The sequence below is a fragment of the Mesorhizobium newzealandense genome, from assembly GCF_042682145.1.
Classification (GTDB): Bacteria; Pseudomonadota; Alphaproteobacteria; order Rhizobiales; family Rhizobiaceae; genus Mesorhizobium; species Mesorhizobium newzealandense.
The window spans coordinates 53161-79630 of sequence record NZ_JBHUGZ010000001.1; the positions used below are offsets into that span (position 1 = coordinate 53161).

At 63.9% G+C, this 26470-nt stretch carries 26 protein-coding genes and 1 pseudogene; 15 read left to right on the forward strand and 12 right to left on the reverse strand.

Annotated features, from left to right (window positions below):
• Position 1: 1 nt before the first annotated feature.
• Genes ACFSOZ_RS00225 through ACFSOZ_RS00235 form a run of 3 tightly spaced genes read right to left on the reverse strand, consistent with a single transcriptional unit; the run spans position 2 to position 3118 of the window.
• Positions 2–838 (reverse strand): carbohydrate ABC transporter permease, encoded by an 837-nt coding sequence (locus ACFSOZ_RS00225; RefSeq protein ID WP_379092051.1) that lies wholly within the window; start codon positions 836–838, stop codon positions 2–4.
• Positions 835–1767, reverse strand: a complete 933-nt coding sequence (locus ACFSOZ_RS00230) for a carbohydrate ABC transporter permease (protein WP_379092054.1) — start codon at positions 1765–1767, stop codon at positions 835–837. Before ACFSOZ_RS00230 ends, ACFSOZ_RS00225 begins: the two co-directional genes overlap by 4 nt.
• A 4-nt stretch (positions 1768–1771) precedes the next feature.
• Positions 1772–3118 carry an ABC transporter substrate-binding protein gene (locus ACFSOZ_RS00235; protein WP_379092057.1) on the reverse strand — a complete coding sequence of 449 codons (1347 nt, stop codon included), beginning with the start codon at positions 3116–3118 and terminating at the stop codon, positions 1772–1774.
• Between the two features lie 199 nt (positions 3119–3317).
• On the opposite strand from ACFSOZ_RS00235, the gene ACFSOZ_RS00240 reads away from it, so the two are divergent.
• Entirely contained in the window at positions 3318–4451 is a 1134-nt protein-coding gene (locus tag ACFSOZ_RS00240) for a Gfo/Idh/MocA family protein (protein ID WP_379092060.1), read from the forward strand.
• A 10-nt stretch (positions 4452–4461) separates the two neighbouring features.
• Positions 4462–5406, forward strand: a complete 945-nt coding sequence (locus ACFSOZ_RS00245; protein WP_379092063.1) for an alpha/beta hydrolase — start codon at positions 4462–4464, stop codon at positions 5404–5406.
• 10 nt (positions 5407–5416) lie between these two features.
• Here ACFSOZ_RS00245 and ACFSOZ_RS00250 read toward each other — a convergent pair whose 3' ends face one another.
• Positions 5417–6451, reverse strand: a complete 1035-nt coding sequence (locus ACFSOZ_RS00250) for a LacI family DNA-binding transcriptional regulator (protein WP_379092066.1) — start codon at positions 6449–6451, stop codon at positions 5417–5419.
• A gap of 353 nt (positions 6452–6804) precedes the next feature.
• On the opposite strand from ACFSOZ_RS00250, the gene ACFSOZ_RS00255 reads away from it, so the two are divergent.
• Positions 6805–7122, forward strand: coding sequence for a tetratricopeptide repeat protein (locus ACFSOZ_RS00255; RefSeq protein ID WP_379092069.1), 318 nt, complete (start codon positions 6805–6807; stop codon positions 7120–7122).
• Between the two features lie 174 nt (positions 7123–7296).
• Entirely contained in the window at positions 7297–8334 is a 1038-nt protein-coding gene (gene rsgA / locus ACFSOZ_RS00260; protein WP_379093752.1) for a ribosome small subunit-dependent GTPase A, read from the forward strand.
• A 29-nt stretch (positions 8335–8363) separates the two neighbouring features.
• Here the strand turns inward: rsgA and ACFSOZ_RS00265 are convergent, their stop codons facing one another.
• On the reverse strand, positions 8364–8897 hold the full coding sequence (locus ACFSOZ_RS00265) for a sterol desaturase family protein (RefSeq protein WP_379092072.1): 534 nt from the start codon (positions 8895–8897) through the stop codon (positions 8364–8366).
• A gap of 192 nt (positions 8898–9089) precedes the next feature.
• Here ACFSOZ_RS00265 and ACFSOZ_RS00270 point away from each other — a divergent pair, with 192 nt between their 5' ends.
• The 3 genes and pseudogenes from ACFSOZ_RS00270 to ACFSOZ_RS00280 all read left to right on the forward strand — a co-directional run bounded on the left by ACFSOZ_RS00270 (position 9090) and on the right by ACFSOZ_RS00280 (position 11823).
• Positions 9090–9563 (forward strand): NUDIX hydrolase, encoded by a 474-nt coding sequence (locus ACFSOZ_RS00270; protein WP_379092075.1) that lies wholly within the window; start codon positions 9090–9092, stop codon positions 9561–9563.
• Between the two features lie 162 nt (positions 9564–9725).
• A pseudogene (locus ACFSOZ_RS00275) lies at positions 9726–11004 on the forward strand (IS701 family transposase).
• Positions 11005–11424: 420 nt separating this feature from the next.
• Entirely contained in the window at positions 11425–11823 is a 399-nt protein-coding gene (locus tag ACFSOZ_RS00280; protein ID WP_379092077.1) for a GFA family protein, read from the forward strand.
• Here ACFSOZ_RS00280 and pobA read toward each other — a convergent pair.
• Genes pobA through pcaD form a run of 6 tightly spaced genes read right to left on the reverse strand, consistent with a single transcriptional unit; the run spans position 11820 to position 16629 of the window.
• Positions 11820–12989, reverse strand: coding sequence for a 4-hydroxybenzoate 3-monooxygenase (gene pobA, locus ACFSOZ_RS00285; protein WP_379092080.1), 1170 nt, complete (start codon positions 12987–12989; stop codon positions 11820–11822). The two genes, ACFSOZ_RS00280 and pobA, sit on opposite strands and share 4 nt — an antisense overlap.
• Positions 12989–14041 (reverse strand): 3-carboxy-cis,cis-muconate cycloisomerase, encoded by a 1053-nt coding sequence (locus ACFSOZ_RS00290; RefSeq protein ID WP_379092083.1) that lies wholly within the window; start codon positions 14039–14041, stop codon positions 12989–12991. Before ACFSOZ_RS00290 ends, pobA begins: the two co-directional genes overlap by 1 nt.
• A gap of 19 nt (positions 14042–14060) precedes the next feature.
• The gene (pcaG, locus tag ACFSOZ_RS00295) at positions 14061–14675 is read right to left on the reverse strand and encodes a protocatechuate 3,4-dioxygenase subunit alpha (protein WP_379092086.1); all 615 of its coding nucleotides are present in this window, start codon (positions 14673–14675) and stop codon (positions 14061–14063) included.
• Positions 14675–15430 carry a protocatechuate 3,4-dioxygenase subunit beta gene (gene pcaH, locus ACFSOZ_RS00300; protein WP_379092089.1) on the reverse strand — a complete coding sequence of 252 codons (756 nt, stop codon included), beginning with the start codon at positions 15428–15430 and terminating at the stop codon, positions 14675–14677. Before pcaH ends, pcaG begins: the two co-directional genes overlap by 1 nt.
• Positions 15420–15827 carry a 4-carboxymuconolactone decarboxylase gene (pcaC, locus tag ACFSOZ_RS00305; protein ID WP_379092092.1) on the reverse strand — a complete coding sequence of 136 codons (408 nt, stop codon included), beginning with the start codon at positions 15825–15827 and terminating at the stop codon, positions 15420–15422. Before pcaC ends, pcaH begins: the two co-directional genes overlap by 11 nt.
• On the reverse strand, positions 15820–16629 hold the full coding sequence (pcaD, locus tag ACFSOZ_RS00310; RefSeq protein ID WP_379092095.1) for a 3-oxoadipate enol-lactonase: 810 nt from the start codon (positions 16627–16629) through the stop codon (positions 15820–15822). The genes pcaC and pcaD overlap by 8 nt, the downstream gene beginning before the upstream one ends.
• A 93-nt stretch (positions 16630–16722) precedes the next feature.
• On the opposite strand from pcaD, the gene pcaQ reads away from it, so the two are divergent.
• The 8 genes from pcaQ (at position 16723) to ACFSOZ_RS00350 (ending at position 24968) form a co-directional block, all read left to right on the forward strand.
• Positions 16723–17640, forward strand: coding sequence for a pca operon transcription factor PcaQ (pcaQ, locus tag ACFSOZ_RS00315; RefSeq protein WP_379092098.1), 918 nt, complete (start codon positions 16723–16725; stop codon positions 17638–17640).
• 331 nt (positions 17641–17971) lie between these two features.
• The gene (locus ACFSOZ_RS00320) at positions 17972–19249 is read left to right on the forward strand and encodes an ABC transporter substrate-binding protein (RefSeq protein WP_379093755.1); all 1278 of its coding nucleotides are present in this window, start codon (positions 17972–17974) and stop codon (positions 19247–19249) included.
• A 21-nt stretch (positions 19250–19270) separates the two neighbouring features.
• Positions 19271–20014: an ABC transporter ATP-binding protein gene (locus ACFSOZ_RS00325; protein WP_379093758.1), complete on the forward strand. Its 744-nt coding sequence runs from the start codon at positions 19271–19273 to the stop codon at positions 20012–20014.
• The gene (locus tag ACFSOZ_RS00330) at positions 20011–20739 is read left to right on the forward strand and encodes an ABC transporter ATP-binding protein (RefSeq protein ID WP_379092101.1); all 729 of its coding nucleotides are present in this window, start codon (positions 20011–20013) and stop codon (positions 20737–20739) included. Before ACFSOZ_RS00325 ends, ACFSOZ_RS00330 begins: the two co-directional genes overlap by 4 nt.
• Entirely contained in the window at positions 20736–21632 is an 897-nt protein-coding gene (locus ACFSOZ_RS00335; RefSeq protein ID WP_379092104.1) for a branched-chain amino acid ABC transporter permease, read from the forward strand. Before ACFSOZ_RS00330 ends, ACFSOZ_RS00335 begins: the two co-directional genes overlap by 4 nt.
• Entirely contained in the window at positions 21629–22693 is a 1065-nt protein-coding gene (locus ACFSOZ_RS00340; RefSeq protein ID WP_379092108.1) for a branched-chain amino acid ABC transporter permease, read from the forward strand. Before ACFSOZ_RS00335 ends, ACFSOZ_RS00340 begins: the two co-directional genes overlap by 4 nt.
• Positions 22694–22695: 2 nt before the next feature.
• Positions 22696–23481, forward strand: coding sequence for a coniferyl-alcohol dehydrogenase (locus ACFSOZ_RS00345; protein ID WP_379093761.1), 786 nt, complete (start codon positions 22696–22698; stop codon positions 23479–23481).
• 41 nt (positions 23482–23522) lie between these two features.
• On the forward strand, positions 23523–24968 hold the full coding sequence (locus tag ACFSOZ_RS00350; protein ID WP_379092110.1) for an aldehyde dehydrogenase: 1446 nt from the start codon (positions 23523–23525) through the stop codon (positions 24966–24968).
• Here ACFSOZ_RS00350 and ACFSOZ_RS00355 read toward each other — a convergent pair.
• Positions 24956–26359 carry an FAD-binding oxidoreductase gene (locus ACFSOZ_RS00355; protein WP_379092113.1) on the reverse strand — a complete coding sequence of 468 codons (1404 nt, stop codon included), beginning with the start codon at positions 26357–26359 and terminating at the stop codon, positions 24956–24958. The genes ACFSOZ_RS00350 and ACFSOZ_RS00355 overlap by 13 nt on opposite strands.
• Positions 26360–26470: the final 111 nt, after the last annotated feature.

A 26470-nucleotide genomic window follows, 5' to 3' on the forward strand; every position in this document is an offset into this window, starting at 1 on the left:
TTCATTCCTTGACGCCACCCTGGGTCAGGCCTTCGATGATGTGGCGCTGGAAGAACAGCACCAGAAGGATCAAGGGCACGGTCACCACGGCGGAGGCCGCGGCGATATCACCCCAGGGGACGTAATAGAGGTTGGTGAAGTTGGCGATGCCGACCGGGATCGTCTGCCGGTCGATGTTGGAGGTGAAGGCGAGCGCGAACAGGAATTCGTTCCACGCGGTGATGAAGGCAAGCAGGCCGGTGGTCACGAGGCTCGGCAGCGACATCGGCAGGATGATGCGCCAGAGCAGGCCGGGCACGCTGACGCCGTCCATGCGCGCCGCCTCGTCGATCTCGCGCGGCAGCGTCTCGAAATAACCGAACAGCACCCAGGTCACCAGCGGCAGGCCGAGCGCCAGGTAGGTGATGATCAGCGCCGTGTAGGTGTCGAGCAGGCCGAGATTGGTGGCGACCAGATAGAGCGGTCCGACGAGTGCGATCTGCGGGAACATCGATACAGAAAGGATGACCATGAGAATGCCGAAGCGGCCCTTGATGTTGAGCCGCGACAGCGCGAAGGCGGCCAGCGAGCCGACGAACAGGCACAGGAAGGTCGTCGCCAGCGAGACCACCAGCGAGTTCCAGACATAGCGGTGAAGCTGTTTCTCGATGAAGGCGTTGTAGTAGTGCTCCAGCGTGAAGGGATGCGGGATCAGCGACGGCGAGCCTGACGTCAATGCCTTGTCGAGCTGGAACGAGGTCGAGAACTGCCAGATGAAAGGACCGCCCGACCAGACGAGGATCAGCAAGGCGCCGAGATAGATGATGACTGTCTGCAGCGGCGAGCGCGTGTCGTTCATTGCGCCCTCCTGATCTGGCGGATGAGATACAGGCAGAACACCAGCGCGATGATGCCCTCGGTGACAAACATCGCCGTCGAGACGGCCGAGCCGTAGCCGAACTGCAGCGTCGAGAAGAGGACCTTGTAGGACAGCGTCGACAGCGTTTCGGTTGAGTCGGCCGGGCCGCCGCCGGTCAGCACATAGACGAGATCGAAGACGCGGAAGGCATCGAGCGCGCGGAACAGGCCGGCGATCAGCAAGGTCGGCATCAGGAGCGGCAGGCGGATATACCAGAAGGTGATCCAACCCTTGGCGCCGTCCATGCGCGCCGCCTCGATCAGTGAATTGGGCACGGTCTGCAACCCGGTCAGAAGCAGCAGCGCCATGAACGGCGTCGTCTTCCAGACATCGGCGATGATGATGGTGATCATCGCCGTGTCGGGAGAGCCGTACCAGTTGATGTTCTGGTCGATCAGCCCGGCATGCAGGAGGATGTAGTTGACGATGCCGTTCTGGCCGTCGAACAGCCAGCCGAACATCTTGGAGGTGACGACGGTGGGCATCGCCCACGGCACCAGCATGGCCGCGCGGACGAGCCCCCGCCCCTTGAAGGCTTCGCACAGGATGAGCGCCATGCCGAGCCCGATCATCGTCTCCAGCACCGTCGAGGCGGCGGTGAACCACATCGTGTGCCACCAGGCATTCCAGAACTGCGGGTCGCCCCACAGCTCCACGTAGTTGGAGAAGCCGGTGAAATCCTGCTCCTGCGTGATCAACGAGGTGTTGGTGAGCGAGAGGTAGAGCCCGTTGACGATCGGGTAGAAGGAAACCGACGCCAGCGACACGAAGGCCGGCGTCAGCAGCAGCAAGGCCCACAAGGCGCCCGGAAGCGCCTTGCCAGAGCGCCGCGGCCGGCCGATGCCAGGAATGGTGGCCGCCGCGGACATTGGTTCAGCCTACGATCTTGTTGATTTGCGCCGCCGTCGCGTCCATCTCGGCCTGGATATTGCCCGAGACCAGCGCCTTGGAGATGCCGGACTGCAAGGCCAGCGTCACTTTCGCGTATTCGGGCGTGATCGGCCGCGCCGTGGCGCCGGTGAAGACTTTCTCGAGGCTGGCCATGAACGGCTGTTCCTTCTTGATCTGTGCGTCCTGGAACAGCGCCGGCCGCGTTGGTGCGAGGCCGAAGTTCAGTGCGATGCGGTGCTGGGTCTCGGTCGACGACAGCCAGGTCAAGAGTTCGATCGCGGCTTCGCGCTGCTTCGAGTTGGCATTGACGCCGAGCTGGTAGCCGCCGAGGCAGGCCGAACTCTTGCCGCCGGGGAACGACGGCAGCGGCGCGACACCGACCTTGTCGACCACCTGGGAAGCCTTGGCGTCCTGGGCGATCGGATAGACATAGGACCAGTTGCGCATGAACATGCCCTTGCCCGAGGTGAAGGGCTGACGCGACGGTTCCTCGTCCCAAGACAATACGTCCTGCGGGCTGATCTTGTTGGTGGCGATGGTGTCGTGCAGGAACTGGATCGCCTCCACCGCGCCCTTCTGATTGATCAGCGACGACTTGCCGTCGGGCGCCAGGATGGCGCCGTTGTTGGAGGTGATGATCTCGACCGCGTCGCAGACCAGAACCTCGGCCTGCTTGCCCTGCCAGAGATAGCCGAAATCGATATCGCCGGCCTTCTGCGCGGCGGCGGCAATGGTTGCCATGTCGGCCCAGGTCTCCGGAACCTTGCCGCCATGCTTTTCCAGCACATCCTTGCGGTAGTAGAACATGCCCGAATCCATGAACCAGGGAAGGGCGGTAAGCTTGCCGCCATAGGTACAAGCATTGAGGGTTCCGGTGAAGTATGCGCTGCGCTTGTCGGCCGGGAAATACTCGTCGAGAGGCAGCGCCCATCCGGCGGCGGCAAAGCCGGCGATCCAGATCACGTCCTGGCTGAAGACGTCAGGCGTGCCGGTGCGGCGGGCGAGCTGCTGGACCAGCCCCTGATAGACCTCGGTCGAGGAGCTCGGCGGCGGCAGTTCGATGTTCTTGACCAGGATGCGGTCCTGCGATTCGTTGAAAGCCTTGATCAGGTCGCCGAAGGTCTCCTTGCCGAAGAAGGCGGCGCTGGCAAACGAGATTTCGGCCCGGCTCTGTGCACGAGCCCGGCCAATGCCGAGCGAGGTTCCTGCTCCGAACGCCGCCGCGCCGAGAAGGCCGGCAGAACCGATGAGAAATTGCCGGCGATCGGCAATGGTGACATGCCCAATCGACTTGGAGCCGCTGCGCGGCCCCTTCCTTGACTCGTTCATTTGTAGTCCTCCCAGAGTTGACGGCAGCCATTCCCGCCCGTCCAACTTCGCACATGATTTATAAAAAATTGTCGCGCGTCAAGAATTAAACTGCATAATGGTGCATCAATGTGCTCATGACGTGTGCGAAGTATCGCCACGTGGACGAAGAATCGCCGATCCGGCATGGAATGACGGACGGCGGCCGACTGGAGGAATAATGGAAAAGCTTGGTGTTGGGGTCATAGGCTGCGGCAACATCGCCATGACCTACATGCGCAACGCAGCACTTTTTGCAGGAGTCGAGCTGAAGGCCTGCGCCGACATCTCGGCCGACGCGGCCGCCCTGCGAGCGCGCGAATACGGCATCAGGGCCATGGGCGTCGATGCCCTGCTTGCCGATCCCGAAATCGGCATCGTTCTCAACCTCACCATCCCCGCCGTGCATTTCGACGTCACCATGTCGGCGCTTTCGGCCGGCAAGCACGTCTTCACCGAAAAGCCGCTCGCCACCTCGGCTGCCGACGGGCAGCTTCTGGTCAGCGAGGCGAAGTCGCGCGGCCTGCTGCTCGGCTCGGCGCCCGACACTTTCCTGGGTGCCGCCGGTCGCCGGGCGCGCCGGCTGATGGATGCCGGCGCCATCGGCCGTCCAGTCACCGGCACCGCCTTCATGATGGGCCGCGGCATGGAGCACTGGCACCCCAATCCGCAATTCTACTACCAGCCGGGCGGCGGCCCGGTGTTCGACATGGGCCCCTACTATCTGACCATGCTGGTCAACCTGCTCGGCCCGGTCGAGCGCGTCGTGGCGATGGCGACGCGGGGCCAGGAGGAACGGCTGATCACCGCCGACGGGCCGTTCAAGAACACCACATTCAAGGTCGGCACTCCGACCAACGTGCTGTCGCTGCTTGAATTTCGTTCTGGCGCGACGGTCACCTTCGGCGCCTCGTGGGATGTCTTCCGCCACTCCAACCACCCGATCGAGCTGCACGGCACGGAAGGCTCGCTGCGCCTGCCCGATCCCGATACGTTCGGCGGCACCGTATCGCTGTCCGAACGCGGCGCCGACTGGAAGGATTTCACCAGCGAGGGCGACCTCTATGGCGCTCGCAACTGGCCTTATGCGGCGCCCGATCGCGCCAATTACCGCATGCTCGGCGTCGCCGATCTGGTGCGCTCGCTTCAAACCGGCAACGCGCCACGCGCCTCCGGAACCCTCGCGCTGCACGTACTGGAGATCATGGAGGCTGTCCTGCGTTCCGGGGAGAGCCGGGGCTCGGTCGCGGTCGCGGGGGATGTCACTCAACCTGCCCTGCTGACAGAGGAAGAGGCGGGCGACCTGCTGGCCTGAGGATATGACGATGACGCTTGACCAGGATGCGCTGCGCGTCCTCGAAATCGGCCGTACGGCAGGCGGCGAGCCGTTCGAGACCGGCAGCGTGGCGGCGGCGCGCGCCGCCTACAACGCTTCGTTCCCGACGCAACAAGGCGAGTACGACCCCGTTGCTGCGACCTCGGAACAGCAGATCGACGGGCCGAACGGGTCCGTGACGATCCGCGTCCATCGCGGCGTCAGTGCGCCGCAAAGCGGGGCGCCGGCGCTGCTCTATCTGCATGGCGGCGGCTGGGTCGTGGGCAATCTCGATTCTCATGACGAGATCTGCCGCTGGCTGGCCAATCTCGGTGACGCCATCATTGTCTGTCCCGACTATCGCCTGGCACCGGAACACAAATTTCCTGCCGGGCTGGAGGATTGTCTGGCGGCACTGCGCTTCATGGCGGAGAACGCCGCCGATCTCGGCATCGACCCGTCCCGCCTCGGCGTCGCCGGCGACAGCGCCGGCGGCAATCTCGCCGCCGTTCTGGCGCTGCTTGCCCGCGACGGGCTGGCGCCATCGCTTGCCGCGCAGATCCTGATCTATCCCAACACCGATGCGCAGCAGATGGCCGACAGCTACCGGCGTTTCGGCGACGGCTTCGGGCTTACGGCAACCACCATGGCCTGGTTCCGCGACCACTATGTGCGAACGCCTGACGACATCGTCGACTGGCGCGTCTCGCCTTTGCTGGCGCCCGATCTCGCCGGCGTCGCGCCGGCTTTCGTAGCACTTGCCGGCTGCGACATCCTTGCCGACGAAGGCGCAGCCTATGCAGCGCGGCTGCAAGCCGCAGGCGTCCCGCTGATCCTGCGGCGATGGCCGGGCCAGATCCATGGCTTCGTCTCGATGGGACGCCATATCCGCGCCGCGCGGCAAGCGGTTGCCGAGGCGGTGGCCGCCTGGCGCCAATTCGAGAAAGGTCGCTGACGCTGTACGCTCAGGCCGACTGACGCATCACCAGGGTCGCACCGAGCTTGACCGTGCGCGCCAGGTCCTGCTTTGGCGGGTCGGCCTCGTCCAGCAAGGCGAGCAGGATCTCGACGCTGCGGCCGGCCATGGCGGCGAAATCCTGCGCCATGGTGGTCAGTGCCGGACAGGTGTAGCGGCTCAAAGGATGATCGTCATGCGCGGCAACACGCAGATCGCTGTCGGGTCTGCGGCCGATCTTCAGTCCGCGCGAGAACGCGGCCGCCATCACGCCAAAGGCAAGACGATCATTGGCACACAGAATCGTGCGGCCGGGCAGACCGCCAACATCGAGCGTCCTTTCCATCCATTCATGGCCGATGCGCTCGAAGTCCCAGGTATAGTCACGCGCCGCGTCGATGACGACGGGTTCCAAACCGGCGGCTTGCATCGTCGCGATGTAGCTTTGCAGCCGCTCACCCGAGTTGTGGTTGACATGCGGAATGTCGACATAGACAGGCGGTTCTCCGGACCGGTTGAGATAGTCGACCATGGTCGACGTGCTCTGATGGTTGTCGTTGCCGACGAAAGGCGTGTCGTCCTCGATATAGGTGTCGAAATAGACGATCGGAATGTCCTGTCCGAGTTTGTCGAAAACACTCCGATCGGAGGCCAGGCCCAACGGAGCGATGATCGCGCCGGCGACCTTCAGTGACAGCAGCGTCCTGACCGACTCTGCCTCCAGCTTCTGCGAGCCATGCGAGGAAATGACGATCGGCCAATAGCCCTCGTCGCGGCAGCGAAATTCAATGCGGCTGACCATCTCGGCATAGAACGGATCGGTGATCGTCGGCACGACGATGCCGATGTTGCGCGTGCGTTTGCGGTTGAGATTGCGGGCGAAAAGGTTCGGCTGATAGTCCGAGGAACGCAACGCCGCTTCGATGCGGGCGCGTGTCCCCGGCTTCACGCTCGCCGGATCGTCAAAATACTTCGACAGCGTCGGCCGGGACACGCCACATGCCCGGGCGAAGTCATCCATCGTGCGGTGCGTCTTCTCCGCCATCGACTTCCCGATCCTCTTGCCGCGATCGCCGACCGAAACGATCGGCCGTCACCAGTCATGCGGCCGTTGTCCGGAAGCGGCAATGCTTGGCCGAACTTATTCAGTCAATTTTCACAGTTTCCAATACAACGCAAAAACCTTACGAGCGTCAAATTATTTATTGACGCCCTAAAAACTGGCGACGTAGGCTTCGAGAAAATACCCGGCCGCCGGGCGAGGCCATGGCAAAGCCATCCCACATGGTCGACGCCGAAGCGCGCCGAAAGACCTGATGACATGCGGCGTGAGCTTATCCGGCGGGATTGACGACCAGCGAATGTTCACCCTTCATACTGCCCAGGGGAAGGTCGAGTATGGATCGGGACGAAGCACAAAAGAGAATTCGGACCTTGACGTCCGGTATGGCTCACTCCCTGATGGACGGAGGAGGCGAAGCTTTTTGGAAGCCGCGCGCGAAGGAAGCGCTTGCACTGTCGATTTTGACATACGGTCAAGTCTCTCCCGAAACGGCAAAAATCACACGCGCCCTTGCCGGTATAGAGGCGAAACTCGGGATTCACGAGGAGGCTGAACGGCTATTTCAGCAAGCCCGCGAGATTTATGACGCATCAGACCCGGCTAAGTGCCATGTTAGAAATAAGATAGCGAAGGTCGATTTTCCTAAGTGGTGACGTGCCGTGGACGCGCACTTGGGCAGTGAACTCGCCCAGGACGTCGAGGCGCGTTCGGCAAGGCCCGCCTTGCCAAATGCCGCCATGCCGCCCATACACGGCTGGGCAATCGCCCCCGCCCCGTTCGCGCCCCACCCGCCAGGGATACTGTCCGATGTCTGCGACGCCGTACCCTTGGTCAAAGCCGTGACGGAGCGCTCCACGCCATCTCTTGCCAGTCTGGGCTGGACGGATTTTTTCGGCGGCCAGCTCGAGCCCGGCGAAGCCAATCTCGTCCCGACACGGATCGCCACGGTCCATCGCGACCGCCTGACCGGCCTGTCTCAGGCAGGGCCAATCGACCTGACGCTGCCGGCGCAGGCGAACACCGGCGACTATGCCGTCGGCGACTGGGTGCTCGTCGATGCGCATGACAGCCTTGTGCAGCGCCGCCTGACCCGCAAGACGGTGCTGGAACGCCGCACCCAGGGTGGCAGGGTGCCGCAGCTTGCCGCGGCCAATGTCGACACGCTGTTCATCGTCACCTCATGCAATGCCGACTTCAATCCCGCCCGGCTCGAGCGCTATCTGGCGCTGGCCAACGAGGCTGGGACGACGCCGGTGATCCTGCTGACCAAGGCCGATACCGTCGCTGACGCCGAGACGTATGAGAGGCAGGCTGCGGCGCTGCAGCGTGGATTGGCGGTGGTGACGCTGAACCCCCGCACATCAGATGCCGCAACCGCCTTGGCTGCCTGGTGCGGCGCGGGCCAGACGGTCGCGCTGGTCGGCTCTTCCGGCGTCGGCAAATCGACGCTGGTCAACACGCTGGCCGGATCGGCACAGCACTTGCCGCAGCAGACCGGAGACATCCGCGAACACGACGCCAAGGGACGCCACACCACCACGTCGCGATCGTTGCACGCCATCGCCGGTGGCGGCTGGGTGATCGACACGCCGGGAATGCGAACGCTGCAGGTCAGCGACGTCGCCTACGGCATCGACACGCTGTTTGCCGAAATCACCGAGCTCGCGCCGCTCTGCAAGTTCCGTGACTGCACGCACGTGCATGAGCCGGGCTGTGCGGTGCAGGCTGCCTTGAAGGCTGGTACGCTCGATCCGGAACGTCTTGCCCGCTGGCGAAAACTGTCCGACGAAAACCAGAACAACACGCCCGTTCAGAGCGGCCCTCGCGGAGCCAAATCACCCAGCGGTCGCGGAAAAAGGCGTTGAGCGGTCAGGACTGAGCAAGCGCCCTGGTTTCAGAGCCGAGCCGTGCCGAAAACGCGATCCCAGAACGCCGACGTCACGCCGAAATTGATCGTTTCGTCGGCATGATGATGCAGCGCGTGGCGGCGCTTGAGGGTGTAGAGATAGCTCGGATGGGTGGGATGCCAGTGATGGATCATGTGGTGGATGCTGATGTACCAGAGGTACCCCAGCATCAGCCCGCAACTGACCGCGCTTGCGGCTGCGAAACCTGAAACCATCCATACCGGGAAAAACGCGACCAGCGCATGCACCCCGAGGCTGAGCCAGGTCGGCGTGCCCACCGAACTGCGCTCCTCGATATGGTGACGATCGTGCAGGTCCTTGATGTAGGGAATGTGGTGAAGCACGAACCGGTGCAGGACGTATTCGGTCAGCGTCCAGAGGACGAGACAGGCGACGACAGTGACTATCCAGCCCGGCGCGTTGTCTTCGCCGGCCTCGATCAGCCCGGCCACTGCCAGCACGGCGATCACCAGCGGATACACCACGAAGTCGCTGTAGTAGCCGATGAGACCAAGTTGCATCGTCACGCCCTATCTAGCCTTCGAGCCGCCAAACAAGCGATGGTGTCAGATTGCCGGACTCGCTGACGAGGAGCAATGCAGCCGCACCTGACATAGCGTCGCAATCATCTGGCGCAAGGTCGGCAGCCATGATCCATGGAGAATCGATAGACCGCCGCCTTCGCAACCAGATTCACAAACGGACATTAAAAAATGGCAAAACGCAGTGCGGGGTTGCTGATCTACCGTCAAGCCGAGGGCAGTCTTCGGGTGCTGCTGGTTCATCCAGGCGGACCGTTCTGGGCGAAGAAGGACGACGGCGCGTGGTCGATACCGAAGGGTCTCGTCGGTGAGAACGAGGACGCGTTGACGGCAGCGCAACGCGAGACCGAGGAAGAGCTCGGCATCAAGGTCGATGGTCCCTTCGCGCGGCTCGGCGACTACAGGCAACCGGGCGGAAAGATCGTTATGACCTGGTCTGTCGAGGCGCGTATCGACATCGATGTGGCCGCCATCAAGAGCAACACTTTCACCATGGAATGGCCGCCAAGGTCGGGATCCATGAAGAAGTTCCCGGAGGTCGACAGGGCGGGCTGGTTCACCTTGCCCGAGGCCGCCGTCAAGGTCCTTGCAGGGCAGCGCCCAATGCTGTCGGACTTCGCCAGACAGCAAGACGCGGGACAATGATCGCCGGCGGTGCGGCCCTTAAAGCGCGCCGCGCTTCAAGGCTTTGTTTTCATGCATGTCGTTGTCCAAAACCGGGACCACTTTTGGGCGACATGCATTAGCACTACTTTGGCAGATTTTTAGCAGCGGGCGCGTTTTTGGAATTCCCAAGAGAGAGTTTGCGTGATTCATGGGAGGTCGGCTTGTGGAGGGCCGATCAATGGATGTGGACTGGCAAGCCGATCTCGAGCACTGGCTTCAACCGTTTTTGGCAGGTCTTTCGCATCCAGCTCGGCGCCGGATGTGTCCGCTGTACATTGCTGGTCTGATCGGGCCGGGCGACCGTAAGAGCGTACAACCGATGGCCGCGCGCACTGGCGATGTCGGCTACGATCAGCTTCATCATTTCGTCGCGGCAGGGGTTTGGGACAGCGCTCCGCTCGAGGCCGCCCTGCTGAAGGAGGCAGATCGCCTGGTCGGCGATGAGGCGGGTTTTCTCGTCATCGACGACACAGCGTTACCGAAGAAGGGACAACATTCGGTTGGTGTCGCGCCTCAATACGCTTCGTCGCTTGGCAAGACGTCCAATTGCCAGTCACTGGTGTCGGTGACCCTGGCCTCGCGCGAAGTGCCGGTGATGGTGGGCCTTCGGCTCTTCCTGCCCGACACCTGGACGAATGATCCCGAGCGGATGATGCGGGCGCGCGTCCCGAAGGATCGACAGGTCGCTCTGACAAAGCCGGAGATCGCCATCGAAGAGATCGATCGTGTCATCGCCTCCGGCGCGCGTTTCGGCTGTGTGCTTGCCGACGCGGGCTACGGGTCGAGCAGCTCTTTTCGTCAGGCTTTGAGTGAGCGCGGTCTGCTGTGGGCGGTAGGACTATCGCGGCGCCAAAACGTCTATCCGGCCGATGTTGATCTGATCTTCCCGGTCGCGACCACCGGCAGGCGCCGCCAATATCACATCCCGGACCAGCCGCCGGTCTCTGCCGAGGTGATGCTGTCTGGTGAGAGATGGCACAAGATAAGCTGGCGGCGCGGCACTAAAGGTCGGCTGACATGTTTGTTTGCGGCTCGCCGTGTCCGCGTTGCGGATGGTCATAAGCACCGGATGCTCGACAATCGCATGCAATGCATGCCAGGCGACGAGGTCTGGCTCGTCGGCGAACGCCGCTCGACTGGTGAGCAAAAATACTATGTGTCGAACCTACCGGCCGATGCGAGCCTCAAGATGCTCGCCGCCACGATCAAGGCCAGGTGGGTCTGTGAGCAGGCACATCAGCAATTGAAGGAGGAACTCGGCCTCGACCACTTCGAAGGTCGATCATGGACTGGATTACATCGACACGCCTTGATGACCATGATCGCCTACGCCTTTCTCCAAGCCCGCCGCCTCAAAGCAGCGGGACGGAAAAAAAAGAGTCGGCGGACCACCGCCACAACCGAGCATGCCAGCTGTTAGACAAGCCATTCTCGACCTCTTCACGCGGTCGCCACCCCGCAGATGTCCTCACTGTCAGAAGCTGCTCGCACACGCCCTCAAACCTAAACTGCCAAAGTAGTGTTAGGCTGCGGACTCATAAAAGCGAAGCGACAATCTGATGGCCGCCAAGGCCATGCTCGACAAGAAGGCGCCGCTGGCGCTTTCATCGGTATGACGGGCCTTGGCGCCAGCGCCCCGGCGGAGAAACTCTACGAACATTTCGATATTGCCACCAAGGCGGTAGTAAATGCAGCTTGGAAACAACTCCTCGCGCACGCGAGAACAATCGCTAGCGCCGAATGTCGCAATTGAGCGCCAGTTCGGCGCATCTCATGGCGACTCTCTCACTACGCCCGGTACAAAGTATTGGTCAGGTCAGTTGACTCAAGGAGAATTTGCATGCGTGGTCGTTGCTTATGTGGCGCTATTGCTTTTGAAGTCGATGGCCCGGCACAAGCATGCGTGAGCTGTCATTGTGAAAGTTGTCGGCGGCAATGTTCTGCGCCGATGACCACCTACATTGGCGTCTTTGACAGCCAATGGCGATGGCTGGGCGAGTCACCGAAGGTATTCAACTCTTCTCCCGGTGTGGAAAGAACATTTTGCGATAAATGTGGCTCGCCGCTGTCCTTCCGCTCAAAGAACATGTCCGGTGTCATGCATTTTTTTGCCGCAGCGATGGAGGAGCCGGAAAAATTTGCACCCACGCTGCATGTCGCTTTTGAGGAGAAGCTCCCTTGGTTGAAACTCGCCGACGGCCTGCCGACACGGTTTGGGCCTGACTATACGAAAAACTAGTAAGGCAGGCCGACATAGTTCTCGGCGAGCGCGGTCGACGCGGCTCGCGAGTGTACGAGGTAGTCGAGCTCGGCCTCCTGGATGCGCTGACCGAAATCGCCGGTGTCGGGAAAGCGATGCAGCATCGTCGTCATCCACCAGGAAAAGCGCACCGCCTTCCAGACCCGTGCCAGCGCCTTGCCCGAATAGGCGTCGATGCCGGCATGCGATTTCTCAACGTAGAAATCGCGCAAACCGGCGAAGAGATAACGCACATCGCTGGCGGCGAGATTGAGGCCCTTGGCGCCGGTCGGTGGCACGATATGGGCGGCGTCCCCGACCAGAAACAGCCGGCCGAAACGCAGCGGCTCGGCAACGAAGGAGCGCAGCGGCGCAATCGACTTCTCGAACGATGGACCGGTGACGACGCCTGCTGCCGTCTGCTCCGGCAGGCGGCGGCGCAATTCGTCCCAGAAGCGGTCGTCGGACCACGCCTCGACACGGTCGCCCTCTGGGCACTGCACATAGTAGCGGCTGCGGTGCGTCGAACGCATCGAGCACAGCGCAAAACCCCGCTCGTGATTGGCGTAGACCAGTTCGTGATCGGCCGGCGGCACTTCGGCCAGCACGCCGAGCCACCCGAACGGATAGTGGCGCTCGAAGGTTTTCAGCGCGCGCTCCGGCACGGATCTGCGGCTGACACCGTGGTAGCCATCGCAGCCGGCGATGAAGTCGCAGTCGATGCGATGCGTGACGCCGTCCTTGTCATAGGTGGCAAAAGGCGCCTCGCCGTCGAAATCGTGCAGCGTAACGTTCGCCGCCTCGTAGATCGTGGTCAGTCCTGCCGCATCGCGCTTGTCCATCAAATCATGCGTCACTTCGGTCTGGCCATAGACGGTGACATGCCTTCCCGTCAGCGCCTCGAGGTCGATGCGGTGCAGGCGTCCGTCGAAGGCGAGCGAGATGCCGGAATGCGGCAGCCCCTCGGCGTGCAGCCGTGCCGCGGCGCCCGCTTCCTCCAGCAGTTCGACGGTGCCTTGTTCAAGCACGCCGGCGCGCACGCGGCCAAGCACGTGGTCGCGGCTCGAGCGCTCCAGAATGACCGTCTCGACGCCGATCGTGCTGAGAAGCTGGCCGAGCAGCAGGCCGGACGGTCCGGACCCGACAATGAGAACCTGTGTGCGCATCAATGCCCGAGACTTTCGATCTGTCCGGCCAGTTCGGCGGCAAGGCGCAGCGATGCGGCTGTCGCCACCACCATCTGCGGCAGCAGCAGCCATTCCAGCGTCCAGGCCGCGCCCGACCGCTCCTGCTCATGCACCAGCGCCTGATGCATGCCGGAAAGCTGCGCGGCGTTGAAGCGGGCAAGCGCCGCCAGGGCCTCGGCCTTCACCGGGTTCTGCTTGTGCGGCATGGCCGACGAGCCGCCACCGCCCGAAAGCGCGATGTCGGTTGCGCCTTGCGCCATCAGCGTAATGTCTTGGCCGAACTTGCCGAGGCTGCCAGAAACCAGCGACAGCCAGCCGGCAAAATCGGCGAGCGCGTCGCGCTGGCTCTGCCATTGCGGCGCATCGGCAAGGCCGAGCTTTGCCGCAAGTGCGGCGCGTACCGCCGGCCCCTTGTTATCCAACTTTTCCAGCGTGCCGGCGGCACCGCCGAACTGCACCACCAGCAGGCGCCTCGACTGTTCCGACAGCCTCTCCTGGTGTCGCTGCAGCGGCGCCCGCCACGCCATGACACGATCCGCCACTTTGATCGGAATCGCCTTCTGCATGCGCGTCATCCCGGTCAGCGCCCTGTCCCCGAAGCGCTCTTCGAGCGAGGCGAGGCGCATGATGGTCTCGGTCAACAACAGGCCGAGATGCTCGACGACGGATTTCAGCCGGAGCATCAGGCCAGTGTCGATGACATCCTGACTGGTCGCGCCGAAATGGACGGAGGCACCATGCGGTTCGCCGACAGCCGCCCTAATCTGGCGCACCAGTTCCGCCACCATGACGCCGTCCCTGGCGACACCGGCCCGCAGCAAAGCGGTGTCGGGCCGGAACGTGCCAAGCCCCGCCACGATCGCCGCCGCCGCATCTTTGGTGATGATCCCGTTTTCCGCCTCTACTTCGGCCAGCGCACGCTCGAAGGCCAGCATCGCTTCGATTTCCGCCTCGACGGAAAAATGCCGGCTCGCTTCCTCGTCGCCGAGAAACGCGGAGAGCAATGGATGGTCGAAGGGCGATACAGTCATGTCGCGGGTCTCCAGAGCATCAGCTGTCGAAGAAGACCGTTTCCTTCTCCCCCTGGAGATGGACGTCGAAGACATAAATATCGCCGGTGCGCTCGGCGATCAGCGTCGGCACGCGAATGCGGTGCTCGATGCGCGCCAGGATCGGATCCTCGGCATTGGCCTTTTCCTCGTCGGAAAAATAGAGCCTCGTGTGCAGACCGAGATTGATGCCGCGGGCGACGATCCAGAGCGTGATGTGCGGCGCCATCAGGCGGCCATCCCTGGATGGCACGCGGCCCGGCTTGATCGTCTCGAAGGTGCACAGGCCGGTGTCCATGTCGGTCGGGCAGCGGCCCCAGCCGAAAAAGTTCGGATCGGCAGCGCCGCGCAATTCCGCCGGCGAATTGTAAAGCCCGTCCGCATCCGCCTGCCAGATCTCGATCAGCGCGTCCTTCAGCGGCGTACCGGTGCCGTCGAGCACCCGGATGCGCAGGCCGATGCGCTCGCCCCTGGTCTTGTCGTTGACCATGGCCGCACCGAGGTCGGTCGGATAGACGCCGCCGATGCCGCAGAAATTGGGCGTCAGCCCGATATGGACGTAGGGTCCGGCGGTCTGCGAGGGGCTTTCCCTGAGCCTGTCGTGCGACTGGGCCATCAATTGCCCTCCAGCCTGTTTTCGAACAGCGACGAGCGGCGCCCTCGCAGCACGATGTCGAACTTGTAGGCGCGCGCGTCGAAAGGGATCGTCGCCTGCATGTCGAGCGTGGCGATCAGCGTTTCGATGGCTGCCTTGTCAGGGATGCCGCGCGCAATGGGGCAGTGCCAGATCAGCGGGTCGCCCTCGAAATACATCTGCGTGATCAGCCGCTGGGCAAAGCCATGGCCGAAGACCGAAAAATGGATGTGCGAGGGCCGCCAGTCGTTCGGACCGTTCGGCCAGGGATAAGGACCGGGCTTGACGGTGCGAAAGGCATAGCCACCATCCTCACCAGTGATGGCGCGGCCGCAGCCGCCAAAGTTCGGGTCGAGCGGCGCCAGATAGCCGTCCTTCTTGTGGCGATAGCGGCCGCCGGCATTGGCCTGCCAGAATTCGAGCAGCGCGCCGGGCACGCCAACGCCGCGTTCGTCAACCACCCGCCCATAGACGATGATGCGCTCGCCGATGGCACTCTCGCCAGGTCTGGCGAAATTGTGGATCAGGTCGGCGTCGAGTTCGCCGAGCATGGCGTGACCGAAGACCGGACCGGATATTTCCGACAGCGTGTTGTCGAAGGCGAGCGGCGCCTTCTGCGGCGAGCGCAGCACGGAGGTCTTGTAGTTCGGCGTCAGCGCCGGCGGATGCCAGGTCCGGTCGCGCTGGAAGAAGGCGCCGGTCTCGGGCCTCCGGTTCGAGCCGGACTCAGCGGGCATTCCTGGCTCCGTCCATTTCCGAAAACACGTCCTTGGCGATCTTGAAGGCACGGTTGGCGGCCGGCACGCCGGCATAGATGGCGACATGCAGGAACGCTTCGCAGATATCGTCGCGCGAAGCACCGGTGTTGACGGTGGCGCGCACATGCATGGCGACCTCCTCATCATGGCCGAGTGCGGCCAGCAGCGCCAGCGTGACGATCGAGCGCTCGCGCTTGGTGAAGCCCGGTCGTGCCCACACCGTTCCCCAGGCTGCCTCGGTGATCAGTTCCTGGAAAGGCTGGTCGAAATCGGTGGCGGCAATCTCGGCCCGGTCGACATGCTGGTCGCCGAGCACGGACCGCCGCACCGCGAGGCCCGTGAGATATCTGGCGGCGTTGCCGGGGACTTCATCCATGGGTTTCTGCTCCAGGGGCAAGCGATGCGACAAAATTGCGGATCAGGGCGACCAGCGCCTCGGGCTGTTCGACACAAGGAATGTGTCCGGCGTCGCGGATGATCTCGAAGCGCGCGCCGGGAATGAGAGCGGCCAGCGAGCGGACAAGGTCGGGAGGCGTCGAGCCGTCCTGGTCGCCGGCAATGCAAAGCGTCGGCACCGCGATGCGGCGTGCGGCGTCGGTGAAATCCGCGTCGCGCACTGCCGCGCAAGTCCCGATGTAACCGGCAAGCGCTTGCCGGGTCATCATGTTCCAATAGCCGTCCAACTCGGCCAAACGCGCCGAATGGAAGGCGGGGGTGAACCACACTTTGAGCACGCCATCGGCAATGGCCTGGATGCCCTTGCTTTCGACTGTCGCGATGCGCGTATTCCAGCTGTCCGTCGTGCCGATCTTGTGGGCTGTGTCGCACAGGATCAGGCCCTCGACCATTTCAGGGCGCCTGATATAAAATCCTTGCGCGATCATGCCGCCGACCGACAGGCCGCACAGCACGACCTTGCCCAGCCCAAAATGATCGATGAGCGCGCAGAGATCGTCGACATGATCGTCGATCGACCTGATGTCGCCGATATCGGAGAGCCCGTGGCCGCGCTTGTCATAGACCAGCAAGGGCATTTCCCCGTCCAGGATCGACAGGACATGGTCCCAGATCCGGAAGTCGGTGCCGAGCGAATTGATGAACACGACCGGGCGTGCCCTGCCGTTCGCCTCGATGCGACGGTGGTGCAGCGTGATGCCGCCAATGGTGACGAATGGCACGATTTCGGTCCTCCATCTCCACATTGCACAAGGCATTTGGTTCGGTAAAATGATATTTTGCGCCACTTCATTAACTCAGGGGTTATCAAATCCATGTCCGAAGGCCGCATCCGCTTCCGTCACCTGCAGGCATTCCTGGAAGTCGCACGGCAGGGAAGCGTGGCGAGAGCTGCCGATCTTCTGCATGTCAGCCCGCCGGCGGTGACCAAGACATTGCGCGAACTGGAAGAGGCGCTCGGCGTGGCGGTGGTCGAACGCGACGGCCGCGGCATCAGGCTGACGCGCATCGGCGAGATCTTCCTTCGCCATGCCGGCACGGCGATCACGGCGCTCAAGCAAGGCGTCGATTCCGTCCGGCAGAACGGGGCGATCAACCGTCATCCGATCCGCATCGGCGCGCTGCCGACGGTCTCGGCGCGGGTGATGCCACTTGCCATGACCCTGTTTCTCAGGGAGGGCACCGGTGCGGCGATCAAGATCGTCACCGGCGAGAACGCGGTGCTGCTCGAACAATTGCGCACCGGCGCGCTCGATCTCGTTGTCGGACGCCTGGCGGCGCCGGAGAACATGACCGGTTTCTTCTTCGAGCACCTCTATTCCGAACAGGTGCTGTTCGTGGTGCGGTCGGGACATCCGCTGCTTGATCCGGATCAGGATGTGTTCGCACGGCTCGACGAATTCCCGATGCTGATGCCGACACGGGAATCGGTCATCCGCCCCTTCGTCGACCGGCTGTTCATCACCAACGGCATGACGGCACCGGCAACCGAGATCGAAACCGTCTCGGATTCCTTCGGCCGCGCCTTCCTGCGGCAGAGCAACGCCGTCTGGATCATTTCGGCCGGCGTCGTCGCCAACGAACTCGGCAGTGGCGCCTTCGTCGCCTTGCCGGTCAACACCGAGGAGACCAAGGGGCCGGTCGGCCTGACGATGCGCACGGACACAGCACCCTCGCCGGCCTTCTCCATCCTGCTGCAGACCATCCGCGAGGCGGCAACGCAAGGCAGCTGACGACGCGGAACTTCCAACCGGACGTCGTTTCGGCTGCGCGGTTTCCTAACCCCGGGGTTAATGAAACACCGCAAAATATCATTTTACCGAACCAAACCCGTAGTGCACTGTGACGATGGAGGATCAAAAATCGTGCCATTCGTCGCCATCGGCCACACCGCGCTGCAGCCTTGCCAGATCAGGGCGAACAGCCATGCGGCCATCGATGTTTGGCTGGGAAAGGTGGCGGTGGATCACCGTCTCAAGCGTTGAACGAACCGGTGGTTGCCGCAATGCGCCACCACAGAGGGAGGAACAGATGACCCACGCCAGCAGATCCACCATTCCAGGTATGTCGCGACGCCAGTTCATCGCCACGTCGATCGCCGGCGGCGCGGCGCTCACGCTTGGCGGCCGCAGCGCCTTTGCGCAAGCCGGCGACACGCTCAAGGTCGGCTTCGTCAGCCCGCGCACCGGTCCGCTTGCCGGTTTCGGCCAGACCGACGGCTATGTGCTCGATCTGGCCCGCAAGGCGCTGGCCGGCGGCCTCGACATCGGCGGCAAGAAATACAGCGTCGAAATCCTCGACCAGGACACGCAATCCGATCCGTCACGCGCCGGTCAGTTGGCCAAGGATCTGATCAACAACCAGGCCATCGACCTGATGCTGGCGGTGTCGACGCCCGAGGTGATCAATCCAGTGGCCGACGCCTGCGAAGCCGCCGGCGTGCCGTGCCTATCGACAGTGATGCCCTGGGAAGCCTGGTATTTCGGCCGTGGCGCCAAGCCCGGCGCGCCCTCGCCGTTCAAATGGACCTATCATTTTGGCTTCGGCGTCGGCGAGTTCTTCAAGACCTACATCTCGCAATGGAACCTGATCGAGACCAACAAGAAGGTCGGCGTCATGTATCCGAACGACGCCGACGGCAACGCCATCCGCGCCCATTTGGCGCCGCTGCTGGCCAAGCAAGGCTTCACCATCGTCGATCCCGGCGCCTATGAAACCGGAACCACCGACTATTCCTCGCAGATCGCGCTGTTCAAGCAGGAAGGCGTCGAGATCTTCAATTCCTTCCCGATCCCGCCGGATTTCGCCGCGTTCTGGCGCCAGGCGGCACAGCAAGGCCTGATCAAGCAGATCAAGATCTGCCAGGTCGCCAAGACCGGGCTGTTCCCGTCCGACATCGAGGCGCTCGGCGATCTCGGCATGAAGATTTCGAGCGCCGCCTATTGGCACAAGGCCTTCCCGTACAAGTCGCCGCTGACTGGCGTTTCGGGCGCCGAACTGGCCGACGGCTATGAGGCGGCGAGCGGCAAGCAGTGGACGCAGCAGCTCGGCGCCTCGATGTCGTTGCTCGACGCTGGCTTCGAGGCGCTGAAGGCAAGCAGCGACACCAAGGACAAGGCGGCAGTGGCCAAGGCGCTGAGCACGCTCAAGACCGAGACGATGATCGGCAAGGTCGACTTCACCAGCGGCCCGGTGGCCAACGTCTCGCCCGGCCCGATCATCGGCACCCAGTGGGTGGCCGCCAAGGAAGGCAGCAAGTTCCCGCTCGACTATGTGGTGACCGAAAACGCCACGGACCCGAAAGTACCCGTCGAAGCCAAGCTTCTGCCTTACAACGGCTGATGGACCGCTGACGAGGATCGCCTGGTGACCCAACCGCAACAACAGGCGATCCTCGCAGCCGCCGGTATCCACAAGCGCTTCGGCGCGCTCGTTGTGCTGGATGCCGTCGATTTCACCATGGCGGCTGACGAGGCGGTCGGCATCGTCGGCCCGAACGGTGCCGGCAAGACGACGCTGCTCAGCGTGCTGGCCGGGGCTTTTCCACCGAGCTCAGGCACGGTCAGCTTCAAGGGCGGCGATGTGACGCCGCTGTCGGCGACGCAACGCTGCCGGCTCGGCCTGGTGCGCACGCACCAGGTGCCCAAACCGTTCAGCGGCATGACCACCTTCGAGAATGTCTTCGTCGCCGCCTCGCATGGCGCCGGCCTCGGCCGCGACGAGGCCTATGAGGAAGCACTCGGCTCGCTGAAACTGTGCGGCATGCTGGGCGTTGCCAACCGGCGCGCCGAAACGCTCGGGCTGCTGGACCGCAAACGGCTGGAACTGGCGCGGGCGCTCGCCGCAAGACCGACGCTGTTGTTGCTGGACGAGATCGGCGGCGGATTGACCGATGGCGAAGCCGGCGAACTGGTCGACACGATCAAGGAATTGCGCCGGCGCAAGATCGGCATCGTCTGGATCGAGCACATCGTGCATATCCTGCTGCAGGTGGCCGAGCGGCTGATCTGCATGGACGCCGGCAAGATCATCGCCGACGGCGAGCCGCAAACGGTGATGGCCGACCCCGAGGTCGTTCGCGCCTATCTCGGCGGAGGCCCGAAATGAGCCTGCTTTCGGTCGAGAACCTGGTTGTCCGGCATGGCCTGCTGCAGGCGGTGCGTGGCGTCAGCTTCACCATCGAACGCGGCGAGACGCTGGCGCTGGTCGGCGCAAACGGCGCCGGCAAGACGACGCTGCTCCGGGCGATCGCCGGTGCGCATCAACCGGCTGCCGGCCGCGTGCTGCTGGACGGCGCCGATCTCACCAACGTGCCGTCGCACAGGCGCGTCGGCATGGGCATCGCGCTGGTGCCGGAAGGGCGAAAACTGTTCGTGCAGATGACGGTCGAGGAGAACCTTCTGCTCGGCAAGACTGCCGGCCGGTCGGGCGACAGGAGCGTCGACAAGGTGCTGGAGATGTTCCCCAATTTGAAGCCGCGCCGCCATGCCAGGACGGGCCACCTTTCGGGAGGCGAGCAGCAGGCGACGGCGATCGGCCGCGCTTTGATGAGCAGTCCGGACGTGCTGCTGCTCGACGAGGTTTCGCTCGGCCTGTCACCGCTGATCGTCGATCGTGTCTACGCGGCGCTGCAAGGGTTGATCGCTTCGGGCACGACGATCATCCTGGTCGAGCAGGACCTCAACAGGGCGCTCGCGGTATCTGACAGGGTCATCTGCATGCTCGAAGGGCGTGTCGCGCTCGAAGGGCCGAGCAAGGAGGTTTCGCGCGACGAGGTGACGAAAGCCTATTTCGGCCTGCACCGGAAAAGCACCGGGAGCGTTCCCGCATGAGCAACCAGATCATCCAGGGCATCCTTCTCGGCGGCTACTACGCGCTGATCGCATGCGGCCTGTCGTTCATGTTTTCGGTGATGCGCATCATCAACCTCGCCCATGGCAGCCTTGCGGTGTTCTCTGCCTATGCGCTGTGGTGGCTGGCCTCGCGGTTCCACATCTCGCCCTTTGTCGGTCTGATCATCGTGCTGCCCTTGATGGCAGCGATCGGCTGGGCGCTGCAGCGCTTCCTGCTCGACCGCAGCGCGCGCGGCGGAGCCCTGCTGCCGATCCTGACGACGTTCGGCCTCGCCATCGTCATCGACAATCTGCTGTTCGAGCAGTTCGGCGCCGACACCCGTTCGCTGGCGCCCTACATCGGCAGCTTGTCCTATGACTCCTGGGAATGGCCGGGCAGCATCTATGTCGGTAAGCTCGCGGTGATCATGTTCGTCACCGCCGTGATCCTGCTTGGCGGGCTGCAGCTGTTCCTCACCCGCACCAGGCTTGGCCGCTCGATCCGCGCCACGTCGGAAGACCCCGACACCGCCGGCCTGGTCGGTGTCGACGCACGCCGCGCCAATGCCATTGCCGCCGCCATCGCCATGGTCACGGTTGGTCTTGCCGGCGCGTTCCTGGGCATGCGCGCCACCTTCGATCCCTATGCCGGCGCGCCGCAATTGCTGTTCGCCTTCGAGGCGGCGGTGATCGGCGGCGCCGGTTCGCTGTGGGGAACGCTGATCGGCGGCATCGTGCTGGCACTTGCGCAGACGCTCGGCGCGCAAGTGCATCCGCAAGGGTTTCTGATCGGCGGCCACGCTGTCTTCCTCGTCGTGCTGTTCGTGCGGCTGTCCGCGTCCGGCCTCGGCCTGCGCGGCCTGTTGCGCCTGCCGTCCAGGGAGACGTCATGAGCGCATCCGCCCCCATGTCTGTCATCGAGCGCGGTACAGCGACGTCGCGGATCGCCGCCATTGCCGTCGCCGTCATCATCGCGCTGCTCGCGATCGCACCGCAGGTCCTGTCGGCCGGCGCGGTCGACCGGATGACGGCGCTGTTCATCTATGTGATCCTGGCGGCGATGTGGAATGCGCTGGCCGGCTTCGGCGGCCTGGTCTCGGTCGGGCAGCAGGTGTTCTTCGGGCTCGGCGCCTATTTTGCCATCCGGCTGGCCGATGCCGGCCTCAACCCGTTCCTGGCGTTGTTCGCTTCGGGAATAGTCGTCGGCGTGGTGTCTATCCCGCTGTCGCTGTTCATGCTGCGGCTCAGGAACGGCGAGTTCGCCATCGGCATGTGGGTGATCGCAGCGTTGACGCATCTCTTGGTCAATCTCGACCGGCTGGTGCAGGGCGAAACCGGCACGTCGCTGATCTCGCTCAATGTCTATGATTCCGGCACTAGGCGGGCGACGATCTACTGGCTGGCACTGGCCTCGATGACCGCGCTGCTCGCCATCCTGTTTGGCCTGCTGCGCGGCAGCACGGGCGCCGCGATTCGCGCGATCCGGGACAATGAGGATGCCGCAGCCTCGGTCGGCGTGCGCGTCACCGGCACCAAGCGGCTGCTGTTCGTGCTTGCCGCCTTCGGCATCGGCATTGCCGGCGCGCTATGGCTGGCGACCTCGATCACCTTCCAGCCGAAAACCTACTTCAACGTGCAATGGACCGCCTACATGATCTTCATGGTGCTGGTCGGCGGCATCGGCACCTTCGAGGGCGCCATATTGGGCGCGCTGGTGTTCTTCCTCATCGAAACCTGGTTCGGCGGCACCGGCGTCTGGTATCTGGTCGGCCTCGGCGCCACGGCCGTGCTGTTCTCGCTCTTCCTGCCGCGCGGCCTGTGGGGGACGATCGAGGAGCGTTTTGGCCTGCGCCTGCTGCCGGTCGGTTATCGCGTCAGGCTCGCCGCGGACACCGCCGATGGCGAGGCGACGCCTTCGCCACAACAAACCACGATGCATCAGGAAAAGGCGTGACCATGCTCTTCGGCAAGACCATCCTTATCACCGGTGTCGCCTCCGGCATCGGCGCGCGCACGGCGGAACTCGCCGGCCAGCTCGGTGCCGATGTGATCGGCGTCGATGTGCGTGAGCCGGCTGCGGCGGTTGGCAGTTTCGTCAAGGCCGACATCTCCACCAAGGCCGGCGTCGATGATCTCATCGCGCGCCTGCCGCAACGCATCGACGCGCTCTGCAATGTCGCCGGCCTGTCCGGCAGCACCGGCGCGGCATCGACGCTGGCCGTCAACTTCTTCGGGCTGCGGGCGCTTTCGGAAGGTCTCGCGCCGAGACTTCGCGAAGGCGGCGCCATCGTCAACGTCGCCTCGATCGCCGGCTATGGCTGGCGCGCCAATCTCAACCGCGCCGCCTCGATGGTCGGCATCGAAGGTTTTCCGGATGTCGCCGAGGTGGTCTGCGACCACGCGGTCAGGAACGAGGAAGGCTATCCCGTCTCCAAGGAACTGCTGCTCTTGTGGACTTTCCGCGCGGCGCATCAGGACCTGTTCAAGCGCCGCGGCATCCGTGTTAACGCGGTGAGCCCCGGCCCGGTCGAAACGCCGATCCTGAAACAGTTCCGCACCGTGCTCGGCGACGCCCGTGTCGACAGCGACATTGCCAGGGTCGGACGCGCCGGCACCGCGGGCGATATCGCGCCGGTGGTGCTGTTCCTGTGTTCGGACGGCGCCCGCTGGATCAACGGCGCCAACGTGCCGGTCGATGGTGGCCTCGAAGCATCGATCAACGCCGAAATGTTCGAATTCTAACCCAAAAATAATACGCTCCACGGGGAGCGATGGAGACAGTCATGGATATCGGACTTCTGATCGACGGCGACGAACGGGCTGCCTCAGGCGCAGCGTCCTACGAGCGCATGGATCCGTTCACCGGCAGGCTGGCCACGCGCGCGGCAGCGGCCAGCGTTGCCGATGCCAATGCCGCGGTCGAAGCCGCCGCAGCCGCCTTTCCGGCGTGGTCGAAGACCGGGCCGGGTGAGCGCCGCGCCTTGCTGAGCAAGGCGGCTGACGTCATGGCATCGAAGGTCGGCGAGTTCACCAGGCTGATGATGGAAGAAACCGGCGCAACGGGACCCTGGGCCGGCTTCAACGTCATGCTGGCGGCCAACATGCTGCGCGAAGCGGCGGCGATGACGACACAGATTTCGGGCGAGATCATCCCCTCCGACAAGCCAGGTACGCTGGCCATGGCGATCCGCCAGCCGGCCGGTGTGTGCCTCGGCATCGCGCCGTGGAACGCGCCGGTCATTCTCGGCACACGCGCCATCGCGATGCCGATCGCTTGTGGCAACACGGTGGTGCTGAAGGCATCCGAAATGTGCCCCGGCACGCACCGGCTGATCGGCCAGGTGCTGGTCGAGGCCGGCCTGCCGAAGGGCGTCATCAATGTCGTCACCAACGATCCGAAGGACGCTGCCGGCATTGTCGAGGCACTGGTCGCGCATCCCTCGGTCAAGCGCGTCAACTTCACCGGCTCGACCAAGGTCGGCAGAATCATCGCCGAACTCGCCGGCCGGCACCTGAAGCCGGCGCTGCTCGAACTCGGCGGCAAGGCACCGCTGCTGGTGCTGGACGACGCCGACATCGATGCGGCGGTCAACGCCGCCACCTTCGGCGCCTTCATGCATCAGGGTCAGATCTGCATGTCGACCGAACGGCTGATCGTCGACGAGAAGGTCGCCGATGAATTCGTTTCCAAGCTGGCGGCCCGCGCGTCGCAGCTGCCGGCCGGCGACCCGCGCGGCCATGTCGTGCTGGGCTCGCTGATCACCAGCCAGGCGGCCGACAAGATGGAGGAACTCATAACTGATGCCGTCGCCAAGGGCGCCAGGCTGGTGGCCGGTGGCAAGCGCAGCGGTACCGTGGTGGAAGCAACGTTGCGCGACCATGTCACACCGGCCATGCGCGTCTATGCCGAAGAATCCTTCGGGCCGGTCAAGCCGGTGATCCGGGTGAAGGGTGAGGATGAGGCCGTGCGTGTCGCCAACGACACCGAATACGGCCTGTCGTCAGCCGTGTTCAGCCGCGACATCAAGCGTGCGATGGCGGTGGCCGCGCGCATCGAAGCCGGCATCTGCCACATCAATGGCCCGACCGTCGGCGACGAGGCGCAGATGCCGTTCGGCGGCGTCAAGGGCTCGGGCTATGGCCGCTTCGGCGGAAAGGCATCGATCGCTGAGTTCACCGATTTACGCTGGGTGACGATCGAGGATCCAGGCCAGCACTATCCGTTCTGAACCGATGGGCCAAGGTCGAAGACCCGTCCCGGATTGAGGATGTTTCTGGGGTCAAGGGCTGCCTTCAGCCGTCGCATCGCAGCGATCTCGGCATCGCTGCGGACCAGATGCAGCCACTTCTTCTTGTCGAGGCCGATGCCATGTTCGGCCGAAACGCCGCCGCCGGCTGCCGCCACTCCGCGATAGACGATGTCGTATGCCGCCGCCGGATCGACCGTGCGAACCTGGTAGTGCAGGTTGCCGTCGCCGAGATGACCGAAGACATAGATGTCGGCGCCGGGATCCATGGCATGGATGGCAGCATCCGCGTCCCGCAGGAAAGCTCCCATCCGCATCAGCGGGATGCTGATGTCCACCCCGACCAGACCCTTGATCGAAAACAGGACGCGATTGGCGTCCTCGCGCACGGCCCACAGCGCCCGGACCTCGCGCGGTGACTGCGAGACGACGACGTCGTCGACCACGCCATCCTCGACCGCCTGCATCAAGACCTCGGCGAAGCGCTCGCCGTCGCGTTCGGGTTCGCTGCCCTGGATCTCGGCCAGCACGTAGACGGATGAACCCGCCGGCAGCGGCGCCGGCATGTCCATGCTGGCGACCATGGCGTCATAGAGCGGCGCGAAGTTGACCTCATAGGCTGACAAGAGTGGGCCGAGCTTTTGCCGGAGCAGCCCAAGCAGGGCGATCGCCGCGTCAAGCGAAGACAGCGCGCAGAAGGCGTTCACCTCGGAAACCGGCTTCGGATGCAGCCGGAGCGCGGCACGTGTGACGACGCCGAGCGTCCCTTCCGAGCCGATGAAGAGCTGGCTGAGGTCGTAGCCGGAATTGTCCTTGGGCAGACCTTTCAGCGATGTCAGCACGCTGCCATCGGCAAGCACGGCTTCCAGCCCCAGCACCTGCGCCCGGTACATGCCATAGCGCAGCACGCGGATGCCGCCGGCATTGGTGGCGACATTGCCGCCAATCGTGGCCGAACCACGCGCGCCGATATCGACGCCGAACATCAGCCCAGCGCCGTCGGCTGCTTCCTGCACCGCCTGCAGCGTTGTGCCCGCTTCGGCGACGATGCTGGCAGCCTGGCGATCCGGAACGGCAAGGCCGGTCATGCGCTCTAGCGACAGCACGACCTCGCCCGGCTGCACACGCGCGGCACCCGTCAGCCCGGTACGCCCACCCTGCACGACAATCGGCTGACCGAGGCGGTTGCATGCGGCGAGTGCTGCCGCGACACCATCGGTGTCGCGCGGGCGCAGCACCGCTTCCGGGAGAGCGCCAAGCTTGCCGTCGGGATCGTCGCGATAACGCTGGTCAACGTCGGAGCCGGCGAGCACACTGCCCGCGCCCAGCCGACCGTCGAGAGCAGATAGAAGCTTTTGGGTTTCAGGCGACATCGGCCAATCCTAGTCACGATCGCCTGCCGGTCAAATCCTCCGTGCAGGCGATATCGTCCGCATGATCCTCCTTGGACAATGTGGGACAGGCCGCCGCCCGGCGTCGATCAC

Coding starts and splice junctions, on each gene's coding strand:
- ACFSOZ_RS00225 (WP_379092051.1), bottom strand. CDS start 838: ATGAACGACACGCGCTCGCCGCTGCAGACAGTCATCATCTATCTCGGC.
- ACFSOZ_RS00230 (WP_379092054.1), bottom strand. CDS start 1,767: ATGTCCGCGGCGGCCACCATTCCTGGCATCGGCCGGCCGCGGCGCTCT.
- ACFSOZ_RS00235 (WP_379092057.1), bottom strand. CDS start 3,118: ATGAACGAGTCAAGGAAGGGGCCGCGCAGCGGCTCCAAGTCGATTGGG.
- ACFSOZ_RS00240 (WP_379092060.1), top strand. CDS start 3,318: ATGGAAAAGCTTGGTGTTGGGGTCATAGGCTGCGGCAACATCGCCATG.
- ACFSOZ_RS00245 (WP_379092063.1), top strand. CDS start 4,462: ATGACGCTTGACCAGGATGCGCTGCGCGTCCTCGAAATCGGCCGTACG.
- ACFSOZ_RS00250 (WP_379092066.1), bottom strand. CDS start 6,451: ATGGCGGAGAAGACGCACCGCACGATGGATGACTTCGCCCGGGCATGT.
- ACFSOZ_RS00255 (WP_379092069.1), top strand. CDS start 6,805: ATGGATCGGGACGAAGCACAAAAGAGAATTCGGACCTTGACGTCCGGT.
- ACFSOZ_RS00265 (WP_379092072.1), bottom strand. CDS start 8,897: ATGCAACTTGGTCTCATCGGCTACTACAGCGACTTCGTGGTGTATCCG.
- ACFSOZ_RS00270 (WP_379092075.1), top strand. CDS start 9,090: ATGGCAAAACGCAGTGCGGGGTTGCTGATCTACCGTCAAGCCGAGGGC.
- ACFSOZ_RS00280 (WP_379092077.1), top strand. CDS start 11,425: ATGCGTGGTCGTTGCTTATGTGGCGCTATTGCTTTTGAAGTCGATGGC.
- pobA (WP_379092080.1), bottom strand. CDS start 12,989: ATGCGCACACAGGTTCTCATTGTCGGGTCCGGACCGTCCGGCCTGCTG.
- ACFSOZ_RS00290 (WP_379092083.1), bottom strand. CDS start 14,041: ATGACTGTATCGCCCTTCGACCATCCATTGCTCTCCGCGTTTCTCGGC.
- pcaG (WP_379092086.1), bottom strand. CDS start 14,675: ATGGCCCAGTCGCACGACAGGCTCAGGGAAAGCCCCTCGCAGACCGCC.
- pcaH (WP_379092089.1), bottom strand. CDS start 15,430: ATGCCCGCTGAGTCCGGCTCGAACCGGAGGCCCGAGACCGGCGCCTTC.
- pcaC (WP_379092092.1), bottom strand. CDS start 15,827: ATGGATGAAGTCCCCGGCAACGCCGCCAGATATCTCACGGGCCTCGCG.
- pcaQ (WP_379092098.1), top strand. CDS start 16,723: ATGTCCGAAGGCCGCATCCGCTTCCGTCACCTGCAGGCATTCCTGGAA.
- ACFSOZ_RS00320 (WP_379093755.1), top strand. CDS start 17,972: ATGTCGCGACGCCAGTTCATCGCCACGTCGATCGCCGGCGGCGCGGCG.
- ACFSOZ_RS00330 (WP_379092101.1), top strand. CDS start 20,011: ATGAGCCTGCTTTCGGTCGAGAACCTGGTTGTCCGGCATGGCCTGCTG.
- ACFSOZ_RS00335 (WP_379092104.1), top strand. CDS start 20,736: ATGAGCAACCAGATCATCCAGGGCATCCTTCTCGGCGGCTACTACGCG.
- ACFSOZ_RS00340 (WP_379092108.1), top strand. CDS start 21,629: ATGAGCGCATCCGCCCCCATGTCTGTCATCGAGCGCGGTACAGCGACG.
- ACFSOZ_RS00345 (WP_379093761.1), top strand. CDS start 22,696: ATGCTCTTCGGCAAGACCATCCTTATCACCGGTGTCGCCTCCGGCATC.
- ACFSOZ_RS00350 (WP_379092110.1), top strand. CDS start 23,523: ATGGATATCGGACTTCTGATCGACGGCGACGAACGGGCTGCCTCAGGC.
- ACFSOZ_RS00355 (WP_379092113.1), bottom strand. CDS start 26,359: ATGTCGCCTGAAACCCAAAAGCTTCTATCTGCTCTCGACGGTCGGCTG.